Source organism: Halomonas sp. LMYGS-3 (assembly GCF_059509875.1).
This window is the reverse complement of record NZ_JCAKFQ010000009.1, coordinates 17775-27374: the sequence shown is the minus strand read 5'-3', so window position 1 is coordinate 27374 and position 9600 is coordinate 17775. Positions and strand designations below refer to the sequence as shown.

9 protein-coding genes are annotated in these 9600 nt (G+C 67.5%); 6 read left to right on the top strand and 3 right to left on the bottom strand.

The annotated features are described in order from the left end of the window. Positions 1–13 precede the first annotated feature (13 nt). The gene (locus AC5W54_RS10450) at positions 14–664 is read left to right on the top strand and encodes a dienelactone hydrolase family protein (protein ID WP_495962021.1); all 651 of its coding nucleotides are present in this window, start codon (positions 14–16) and stop codon (positions 662–664) included. A 54-nt stretch (positions 665–718) separates the two neighbouring features. Here the strand turns inward: AC5W54_RS10450 and AC5W54_RS10445 are convergent, their stop codons facing one another. The 3 genes from AC5W54_RS10445 to AC5W54_RS10435 form a co-directional block, all read right to left on the bottom strand. Then, positions 719–1633 carry a GGDEF domain-containing protein gene (locus AC5W54_RS10445; RefSeq protein ID WP_495962020.1) on the bottom strand — a complete coding sequence of 305 codons (915 nt, stop codon included), beginning with the start codon at positions 1631–1633 and terminating at the stop codon, positions 719–721. Positions 1634–2014: 381 nt separating this feature from the next. Beyond that, on the bottom strand, positions 2015–3169 hold the full coding sequence (gene cfa / locus AC5W54_RS10440) for a cyclopropane fatty acyl phospholipid synthase (RefSeq protein WP_495962019.1): 1155 nt from the start codon (positions 3167–3169) through the stop codon (positions 2015–2017). Positions 3170–3349: 180 nt separating this feature from the next. Beyond that, on the bottom strand, positions 3350–4285 hold the full coding sequence (locus AC5W54_RS10435; RefSeq protein WP_495962018.1) for a LysR family transcriptional regulator ArgP: 936 nt from the start codon (positions 4283–4285) through the stop codon (positions 3350–3352). Between the two features lie 96 nt (positions 4286–4381). Between AC5W54_RS10435 and AC5W54_RS10430 the strand changes: the two genes are divergently transcribed. The 5 genes from AC5W54_RS10430 to AC5W54_RS10410 all read left to right on the top strand — a co-directional run bounded on the left by AC5W54_RS10430 (position 4382) and on the right by AC5W54_RS10410 (position 9549). Further along, positions 4382–4990 carry a LysE/ArgO family amino acid transporter gene (locus AC5W54_RS10430; RefSeq protein WP_495962017.1) on the top strand — a complete coding sequence of 203 codons (609 nt, stop codon included), beginning with the start codon at positions 4382–4384 and terminating at the stop codon, positions 4988–4990. A gap of 266 nt (positions 4991–5256) precedes the next feature. Next, a complete protein-coding gene (gene hppD / locus AC5W54_RS10425; RefSeq protein ID WP_495962016.1) occupies positions 5257–6357 on the top strand; it encodes a 4-hydroxyphenylpyruvate dioxygenase in 1101 nt (366 codons plus the stop codon). A 255-nt stretch (positions 6358–6612) separates the two neighbouring features. Then, positions 6613–8073, top strand: a complete 1461-nt coding sequence (locus tag AC5W54_RS10420) for a sodium-dependent transporter (RefSeq protein WP_495962015.1) — start codon at positions 6613–6615, stop codon at positions 8071–8073. 100 nt (positions 8074–8173) lie between these two features. Continuing rightward, positions 8174–9004, top strand: coding sequence for a uroporphyrinogen-III C-methyltransferase (gene cobA, locus AC5W54_RS10415; RefSeq protein ID WP_495962014.1), 831 nt, complete (start codon positions 8174–8176; stop codon positions 9002–9004). A gap of 173 nt (positions 9005–9177) precedes the next feature. Beyond that, complete coding sequence (locus AC5W54_RS10410; RefSeq protein ID WP_495962152.1) at positions 9178–9549, top strand: septal ring lytic transglycosylase RlpA family protein; 372 nt, start codon at positions 9178–9180, stop codon at positions 9547–9549. Positions 9550–9600 lie beyond the last annotated feature (51 nt).

The window sequence follows — 9600 nt, the reverse complement described above, 5'->3', positions numbered from 1 at the left end:
GGGAGGGCTGGCCATGTCCTATACCCAGCAGTCACTGGAGATCGAGACGGCGGGTGTAACCCTGGAGGGGGACCTCCTGCTACCCGCGGAGCCGGTGGGCATCGTGGTCTTCGCCCACGGCAGCGGCAGCAGCCGCTTCAGCGTGCGCAACCGCCAGGTGGCACGTCACCTGGCCGAGGAGGGGCTCGCCACCCTGCTGTTCGACCTGCTGACACCGGAGGAGAGCCTGATCGACGAGCGCACCCGGGCCCTGCGCTTCGACATCACCCTGATCGGCTCCCGCATGAGCGGGGCCGTGGATTGGGTGGCCGAGGCGCCGGAGACCCGGGGGCTCGCGATCGGCCTGTTCGGTGCCAGCACCGGCGCCGCCGCGGCGCTGATCGCCGCCGCCGAGCGCCCCGCCCGGGTGAGTGCGGTGGTCTCCCGGGGCGGGCGACCCGATCTCGCCGGCGATCATCTGCCGCGGGTCAAGGCGCCGACCCTGCTGCTGGTCGGTGGGCGCGACACCCAGGTGATCGCGCTGAACGAGGCCGCCATGGCGCGCATGACGGCGCCCTGCGAGCTGCTGATCGTGCCCGGCGCCACCCATCTGTTCGAGGAGCCCGGCACCCTCGAGATGGTCGAGGCACGTGCCGCCCGCTGGTTCCTGGCCTATCTCGGATAGGAATCCCCGGTCGAGGCGATAGGGATCCCCGGCCGAGGCACGAGGCGTGCCGGGTCAGGAGTCGGCCATCACCCGGTTGCGTCCGGCGTGTTTGGCGGCATAGAGGTTCCGGTCGGCGCGGGCGATCAGGGGATCGCGTGCCTCGCCGATGCGGTGTTCGGCGATACCGATGCTGACGGTGACGCTGCCCGTGTCGAGGCCGAAGTCATGCGCCGCGATGCGCTCGCACAGGCGCTGGGCCAGGGCCTTGCAGCTGCTGAGGGCCGTCAGGGGCAGCAGCAGGGCGAACTCCTCGCCGCCCAGGCGGGCCACCAGGTCCTCCTCGCGTAGCGTCTCGCGGCATAGCTCGGCCAGGGTGCACAATACCTGGTCTCCCTTCAGGTGCCCCCAGGTGTCGTTGATCGACTTGAAGTGATCCAGGTCGAGCATCATCAGCGACAGCGGCGTGGCGTGACGATTGCTCAGGGAGATCTCCTCGTCGAGCCGATCGATCAGCTTGCGGCGATTGGCGAGGCCGGTGAGGTCGTCGGTATCGGAGAGGCGACGCAGGCGCGCCTCCTCGGCGACCTGCTCGGAGATATCGAGCATCATGCCGTGCCAGAGCACGGTATCGTCGACTCGCCGCGGCTGGGCCCGCACGGCGATCCAGCTGTGCCGACTACCCGCCAGTCGCAGGCGAAACTTGGTGGTGATGGGGGTCATCCAGCGCGCCGAACGCTCGATGGCGGCCATCAACCGCGGATAGTCGGCGTCGTCGAGTCGGGCCAGCGCCGGTCTGGCGTCCTTGGCCAGCTGGCGACGATCGATGCCGGTCAAGCGGGTACCGCTGCCGGCCAGATAGGGGAAATGCATGTGGCCGTCCGGCGCACGTTGCAACTGGAAGATCACACCGGGCAACTGCTCGGTCAGCTCGGTGATGGTTGCAAGGTTCGTCTTTCCCCCACCCGGCATGACGTCTCTGGAGGGCATGCGGGTGTCCTTGTAGTCCTGCTGCGTACAGGTGGTGTTCTGCTCTCGGGCGCTGGGCGCCTCTAATCAAGCGTTAGATGATACGCCGAGCCGGGGGACGTCGCATCCTGCCACGGTTGTAGGAGATTGCCGACAACCCGGGATGGGCATGACCGAGGCCTGCGTCACTCACCGCGGTACATCATACCGCCCGGGAGGCTCCGGAAGTAGCGCATCGCGCCACGCCGCAGATCGCTAGCGCGGCGCGTCGTAGCGTCCCGGGCGTCCCCGGGAGAAGACCACCTGCCACAGCTGCATATGGCGCGCCCGGAAGACGCCGGCGCACACCGAGAGGCCCTAGGGTAAGCCGGAACTTGCGCCGATGGCGCATGTTCCCCGGACTCAGCGCGGCGCGTCGTAGCGTCCCGGGCGTCCCCGGGAGAAGACCACCTGCCACAGCTGCATATGGCGCGCCCGGAAGGCGCCGGCGCACACCGAGAGGTAGTAGCGGAACATGCGCCGGGTGCGCTCGTTGTAGTGGTGGGCGATCTCGTGCCAGCGGGTGTCGAAGTTCGCGAGCCACGCCATCAGGGTGTGGTCGTAGTCCGGGCCGAAGTTCTGCCAGTCCTCCATCATCAGGTGCGCCGGTTCACTGGCCTTGGCGATATGCATGGCCGAGGGAAGCACCCCGTTGGGGAAGATGTAGCGGTTGAACCAGGGATCGGCGCTCACCACGGAGCGGTTGGAGCCGATGGTGTGGAGCAGGAAGAGGCCGTCCTCGGCCAGCAACCGCTCGACGGTCTGGAAGTAGGTCTCGTAGTTGCGATGCCCCACATGCTCGAACATGCCGATCGAGACGATGCGGTCGTAGTGGCCCTCCAACTCGCGGTAGTCCTGCAGCAGGATCTCCACCGGCAGGCCGGCGCAGCGCTGGCGGGCCAGTTCCGCCTGCTCGCGGGAGATGGTGATGCCGGTGACCTCGACCCCATGGTGGCGGGCGGCATGCTCGGCGAAGCTGCCCCAGCCGCAGCCGATATCGAGCACCCGCATGCCCGGGGCGAGCTCGAGCTTGCGACAGGCGAGATCGAGCTTGGCGAGCTGGGCATGGTGCAGGGTGGCCGCGTCCTTCCAGTAGCCGCAGGAGTAGCACATGGTGGGGTCCAGCATGCGCTCGAACAGGTCGTTGCCCAGGTCGTAGTGGGCCTCCGCGACGATATAGGCGCGGGCCTTGCTCTGCAGGTTGAAGAAGCCCGACTGCAGGCGATACATCAGCCGTTCGGAGGGGGTGCGCGCGCGCTCGCCGAGGCCGTGGCGCAGCAACCGATAGGCCAGCTCGTCGATCCTGTCGCACTCCCACCAGCCGTCCATGTAGGCCTCTCCCAGGCCGAGCGTGCCCTGGTGGAGCACGCGGGAAAAGAAGTCGGGGTGAAAGATGCGCAGGTCGTGAGGGGCATCGCCGTTGAGGGTGACGCCCGAGCCGTCGAGCAGTTTCTCGACGACACGCCGGGCGCGGGTGTCTGGCAAGGCTAGGGGGCCGATGCGGGGATCACTGGTCATGGAGTCCTCCTGGTCCAGCAGGATCTAGGGTCATCGCAGGGCTGGCGGCAATGCTCGTGTCGTGCACCATCGGGTCAGTCCGATTAGCATTGAGCATAGACCAGCCTGAAAAGACCGGGAAATCCGTACGATCCAGCGCTGGATCGTTTCATGACGCGGAGCAATCGCCAGGATGCATGGTCATGTCGCCGGCAGCGGCCTCAACCAGGCGTCAACGATGCGCAGCAGGTGGTCGGTCAGGGCGTCGAGGACCTCGCCGCCCTGGCGCCAGTGGTGCCAGTAGAGCGGCACGTCGATGACGTAGCCCGGAGAGAGGTCGACCAGGCTGCCGCCGGCCAGGTGGGGTCCGGGATCGATCTCCTGCAGGCGCCCCTCGTGCAGTTCCCGCTCGGCCTGTCGTTCGGGCACCATGCCGTAGCCGAGCCCGGCCAGCGCCAGGCCGACGAAACCCTCCGACGAGGGGCACAGGTGGTGGGGGAAGGGCGGCTCCACGCCATGCATTGCCAGGTAGCGGTGCTGCAGCCGGTCGTCGGGGCCGAAGACGATGGCCGGCGCCCGACGCAACGCCCCGGGGGTCACGCCGTCGGGAAAATGGCGCGCCATGAAGGCGGGACTGGCCAGGGCGCGATAGCGCATGCTGCCCAGCGCATGACTGCGCGCCCCCTGCACCGGCCGTGGCGAGTCGCAGATGCAGCCGGCCACGTCACCGTCGCGCATGCGCTTGAGCGCCACCTCCTGGTCCACCACCACCAGCTCGAACAGCACCCGGTAGCGCTCGCTGAAACGGCCGATGGCCTCCGGCCACCAGGTGGCGAGGCTGTCGGCATTGATCGCCAGGCGCAAACGCCGTTCGCCGCTGCCCAGCGCCGGCACCTGGTCCAGCAGATCGCTCTCCAGCAGGCGCACCTGCTGGGCATGGTTGAGCAGCCGCTGTCCCAGCAGAGTGGGAGCGAGGCGCGGGCTTCTGACCAGCACCGGCTGACCCAGGTGTGCCTCGAGCAGCTTGATGCGCTGGGAGACCGCCGACTGGGTCAGCCCGAGGTGGCGGGCGCCGCGTTCGAAGCCTCCCTGATCGATCACTGCCACCAGCGCCTCGAGCAGCTTGTAGTCGAGCATCAGATTTACTTATCCCCTAGTGTCTATATTCATTTAACTAATCAATGCGTCAAGCTTAGTCTGGGCGGCATTCACCTGCCAGGGAGGAAGCGTCGCATGTGGTTATCGTGGCTCAACGGACTGTTGATCTGTGCCGGGTTGATCGTCGCCATCGGCGCGCAGAACGCCTTCGTGCTGCAGCAGGGACTGAGGCGCCAGCACGCCTGGCTGGTGGCCGGTATCTGTGCGCTGTGCGACTGGCTGCTGGTGGGGCTGGGCGTGCTGGGTCTCGGCGTGTTGATCGCCCAGCAGGAGGCACTGATGGAGGTGGCCCGCTGGGCCGGCACCGGTTTTCTCGCCTGGCAGGCCTGGCTAGCCCTGCGCCGGGTCCTGGCCGGCCAGGCGATGACGGCGGGTGGCGGCAGCGTACCGTCATGGCAGGCGGCCCTGGCGGCGACGCTTGCCGTGACCCTGCTCAATCCTCAGGTCTATCTCGAAACCGTGGTGTTGCTGGGGGCCATCGGCGCGGTGCAGCCCAGCCCGCTGGGGTTCTTCATCGGCTCGGCGATGGCCTCGTTCGGCTGGTTCTTCGGCCTGGCGGCGGCCGCCGGCTGGCTGGCCCCGCGGCTGGCGAGCCCGCAGATGTGGCGTGCCATCGATCTGGCGATTGGTGTCATTCTGGCGTGGGTGGCGTGGCGGTTGGCGAGCGGCGCCATGATGCCATGAGGTGTAAAGTTTTCTTTACTGAGTGTCAGGCTGACGAACCACCTGGAAGTCCGGGGCAACGGACTTTTCCGCGCTGTAAGGTTTTTCTTACAAAAGGGGCGAGGGCGGGTGTCTCCTGCCCTCGGCCAAGGTCGTAAAGGAGCGTTTCGACAGGGGCGGGCGGGCACTAGTCTGGAGGCATCACCTCGGCACCGCGAGGGTGCCGGCGGCAACTCGGCGCCATGACTGCGCGACACAACAACGGCCTGCACCCCCTGGAGGTAACAATGAACGCACCTGCCAAGACCGTAGCTCCCATCACTCAGGACAACCCCATCGGTACCAACGGCTTCGAATTCGTCGAATACAGCGCGCCCACCGCCGAAGGCATCGAGGAACTGCGCATGCTGTTCAACCGCCTGGGCTTCACCGAGACACGCCAGCATCGTTCCAAGCAGGTCTTCCTGTTCCAGCAGGAGGGCGTCAACTTCGTGCTCAACGCCGAGCCGGGCAGCCACGCCGCCGAGTTCGCCCGGGTGCACGGCCCCTGCGCCTGCGCCATGGCGTGGAAGGTCGCCGATGCCCGGCAGGCCTTCGACTACGCCGTGGCGCACGGTGCCGAGCCGGTGGAGAGCCCGGTCGGCCCCGGCGAGGTGGGTATCCCCGCGGTGAAGGGCATCGGCGGCTCGCTGCTCTATTTCGTCGATCCCAAGGTCGACGACGAGGGGCGGACCATCTACGACATCGACTTCGAGCCGATTCCCGGTCGTGGCGCCAACGACCACAGCGTCGGCCTCAAGGTCCTCGACCACCTGACCCACAACGTCGACCGCGGCCAGATGGATGTCTGGGCCGATTTCTACACCCGCATCGCCAACTTCCGCGAGAACCGCTACTTCGACATCAAGGGCAAGAAGACGGGGCTGCACTCCCGGGCCATGACCGCGCCCTGCGGCAAGATGCATATCCCGATCAACGAGTCCGCCGACGACAGCTCCCAGATCGCCGAATTCCTGCGCGAGTACAACGGCGAGGGCATCCAGCACCTGGCCATGGCCACCGACGACATCTACGCCACGGTCCGGGCGTTGCGCGCCAATGGCATCACCTTCCTCTCCACGCCGGATACCTACTACGAGAAGGTCGACCGGCGGGTGCCCAATCACCGGGAGAGGGTCGAGGAGCTGCGCGAGCTGAGCCTGCTGATCGATGGCGGCGAGGGTGAGGGCGTGCTGCTGCAGATTTTCACCGAGACGGTGATCGGCCCGATCTTCTTCGAGATCATCCAGCGCAAGGGCAACGACGGCTTCGGCGAGGGCAACTTCAAGGCGCTGTTCGAATCCATCGAGGAGGATCAGATGCGCCGCGGCGTCCTCAAGGACGACTGACCCCCCTGGCCCCCGCCTCTGCAGGGCTATCGCAGTTGACTGTAGCGAGGGGCGCCGGCGGATCAGCCCCGAGCAATGCTGCTATCTGCGATAGCCCTGCGCCCCTTCCGGGCGGGGGCTTGCAGCTTTGGCGCATGGGTAGGATGAAACCCTGCTCGTCTGCCATGTGACAATAAAATCCGTCATAATGGGTGGTCGATGCCGATCATTCGTCGCGTCGGGTGACAACAATATCCTCTGCTTCCCTGGTGAGACATGACAAGTTTCCAACAACCTCGTGCCCAGTGGCTCGGCCGCTGGGGCTTCGTGCTGGCGGCCACCGGCTCCGCCGTCGGGCTGGGCAACATCTGGAAGTTTCCCTACATGACCGGTGAGCACGGCGGTGGCGCTTTCGTGCTGGTCTATCTCGCCTGCATCCTGACGGTGGGGATACCGGTGATGATGACCGAGATCGCCTTCGGCCGCCGCGGCCGCGGCAGCCCGATCGACGCGGTGCGCCGGGTGGTCACCGAGTCGGGTCGCGCCTCGGCCTGGTCATTGCTCGGCTGGATGGCGATGCTCTGCGGCTTCATGATCCTGTCGTTCTACGTGGTGGTGGCCGGCTGGTCCTTCGCCTACCTGTGGAAGATGCTGACCGGCGGGCTGGCCGGTTCCGGGGTCGACGACATGGTGGCGATCTTCGTCGCCAACAACGAGAACCCGCTCAACCTGGGCTTCTGGAGCACCCTGGTCACGCTGGCCACCATGCTGATCGTCGGCAAGGGGGTGCAGGCCGGCATCGAGAAGAGCGTGAGCTGGATGATGCCGGGCATGGTGATCATGCTGCTGATCCTGATCGGCTACGGGGTCTTTTCCGGCGGCTTCGGCGAGGCCTGGCGCTTCCTCTTCTCGTTCGATGCCGGCAGCCTCTCCAGCGACGGCATGCTCGCCGCCCTGGGCCATGCCTTCTTCACCCTGTCGCTGGCCTCGGGGGCCATCCTCACCTACGGCAGCTACCTGCCGGCTCGCGCCTCCATCGTGCGCACCACCTTCAGCGTGGCCCTCGCCGACACCCTGGTGGCGCTGATGGCGGGGCTGGCCATATTCCCCATCATCTTCGCCAACGGCATGAGCCCCGAGGGCGGCCCGGGGTTGCTGTTCATGAGCCTGCCGCTGGCTTTCCAGGCGATGCCGCTGGGCACCCTGTTCGGTATCCTGTTCTTCGTGATGCTCTCCATGGCGGCGCTGACCTCGGCGATCTCCATGGTCGAGGCCACCGTCTCCTGGCTAGGCGACAACAAGGGCCTCTCGCGCCGCTCTGCGGCCTGGGGCACCGGCTTCGTGCTGTGGCTGGTGAGCACCCTGGCGATGTTGTCGTTCAACCTCGGTGCCGACTGGACGCTCGCCGGCCGCCACTTCTTCGACTGGCTCGACTACCTGACCTCACGCTGGATGATGCCGCTCGGCGGCCTCGGCATGGTGCTGCTGGCGGGCTTCGTGCTGAAGAGCGAAGCCTTCCGCGACGAGCTGGGGCTGTCGCCGCACTGGTATGCGCTCTGGCTGTTCATGGTGCGCTACGTGAGCCCGCTGGGCATCCTGGTGATCTTCGTCGATGCGCTGGGGATCGCCCGGGTGGAGGTCGGACTCCACTGGCCCTGGCTGCTGGCCGTGCTGCTGGCTGTGACCCTGGTCGGCGAGCTGGCGAGCCCCCGGCTGCGCAAGGCCCTGGGCGGTTGAGGTCGGGGTTGCGGGGGAGAGGCGTTTTCGGGTGGCGCCATGATCCCCAATTCATTACTTTATGGCATATGTGACTGGATGGAACTGGAGTGAAGGGCATATGAGCGCCGACCACGACCCTCGCGACGATCGCGCATTGCCTCCCGACGCTCCGCCTCGGGGCCGGGTCAGCCTGGTGGGAGCGGGCCCGGGAGATCCGGAGCTGTTGACCCTCAAGGCACTCAAGCGACTGCAGGCGGCCGAGGTGATCCTCCACGACCGGCTGGTCAGCGAGGAAGTCCTGGCGCTGGCGAATCCCGCCGCTCGCCGCCTCTATGTGGGCAAGGCGCGCTCGGAGCACAGCCTGCCCCAGGAGGGCATCAACCAGGCGCTGCTCGACTGGGCGCGCTCGGGCAAGCGGGTGGTGCGCCTTAAGGGCGGCGATCCCTTCATCTTCGGGCGCGGCGGCGAGGAGCTCGAGGCCCTGGTGGCCGAGGGTGTCGAGGTGGAGGTAGTGCCCGGCATCACGGCGGCCTCGGGCTGTGCCGCCTATGCCGGGATCCCGCTGACCCATCGCGATCACGCCCAGTCGGTACGCTTCGTCACCGGGCATCTCAAGAACGGCACCACGGATCTGGACTGGCCGGCCCTGGCCAGCCCCGGCCAGACCCTGGTCTTCTACATGGGGTTGCATGGCCTGGCGGAGATCCGACGCCAGCTGGTCGCCCACGGGCTGTCGCCCGAGACTCCCCTGGCCCTGATCGAACAGGGCACCACGGCTCGCCAGCGGGTCCATCGCGGCACCCTGGGATGGATGCCGGACTCCCTGGAAGGCGTCCTGCGCCCGCCGACGCTGATCATCGTCGGCGGCGTGGTGGCCCTCCACGACCGCCTGGCCTGGTTCGACGGCCACCGGGCAGAGAGCCTCGGCTGGGACACCGGCAGGCGTTAGCCGACCGCCCTCGGCGACCTTGCATGGCGGGCCGGTCATGCGACAATAGCGGCCCGTTTTGCCGAGCCTTCGTCATGTCATTCCGTCACCGTGTCATTACTGCCGATGTCAGCGCTGCCGATGCCCGTGGTGCCAGGAGCCCACGCCGGCGGCATCCCCTCTGGCTCCTGCCGATGTTGCTGGCGGTCATTCTGCTGGCCGGCTGTGCCGGGCGTGGCGGCCACCAGGCCGGCGGCGAGGCGCCATCGGGGTGGAGCGGCGAGCAGGGGCAGGCCTCCTACTACGCCGATCGCTACCATGGCCGGCGCACCGCCAGCGGCGAGCGTCACGACCGGCAGGCCCTCACCGCCGCCCACCGTACCCTGCCGTTCGGCACCCGGGTCCGCGTGACTCGCCTCGACAACGGTCGCGAGATCGTGGTGCGGATCAACGACCGGGGCCCCTTCGTCAGGGGGCGCATCATCGATCTGTCGCGCCGTGCCGCCGAGGAGCTCGGCATGGTGCGCAGCGGCACGGCGCCGGTACGCATCTCCCCAGCGCGCTGAGAAGCGCCTGCCGGGTGCCTGTGCCCGGCAGGCGTGCGACAATGACGACTC